Raw genomic sequence first — 272 nt, 5'->3', positions numbered from 1 at the left:
CACTAAAGTTACTGGCTCTGAGACGTCTCAAAGTAAGTTCTAGTTATCTGGAATTTTGGATGGGACAAGTTCCTTTCTATTTTGAAATTATTTTTTGATAAAAACTAGCGATTATTTATTTAATAATCGAGGTGATTGGATGACGTTCTCAGGGTCAATTTTAGAGATACCCAGAAGTGTTGCTAATTCCTCACCGTAGGTAAATGTAAAGAGTTCATAAGCGGATTTTCCGTTGAAAGCAGCTCGTTTGACGCTGTTGACATGCGAACAAA

The 272-nt window shown here is 36.8% G+C and carries 1 pseudogene; it reads right to left on the bottom strand.

The window, feature by feature from the left end:
- Positions 1–111 precede the first annotated feature (111 nt).
- Positions 112–272 (bottom strand): annotated as a pseudogene (locus C1E99_RS00195) (IS30 family transposase); the annotation flags it as partial.

Source organism: Streptococcus suis, assembly GCF_002964045.1.
Taxonomy (GTDB): domain Bacteria; phylum Bacillota; class Bacilli; order Lactobacillales; family Streptococcaceae; genus Streptococcus; species Streptococcus suis_U.
This window is presented reverse-complemented; position numbering and strand designations above follow the sequence as displayed.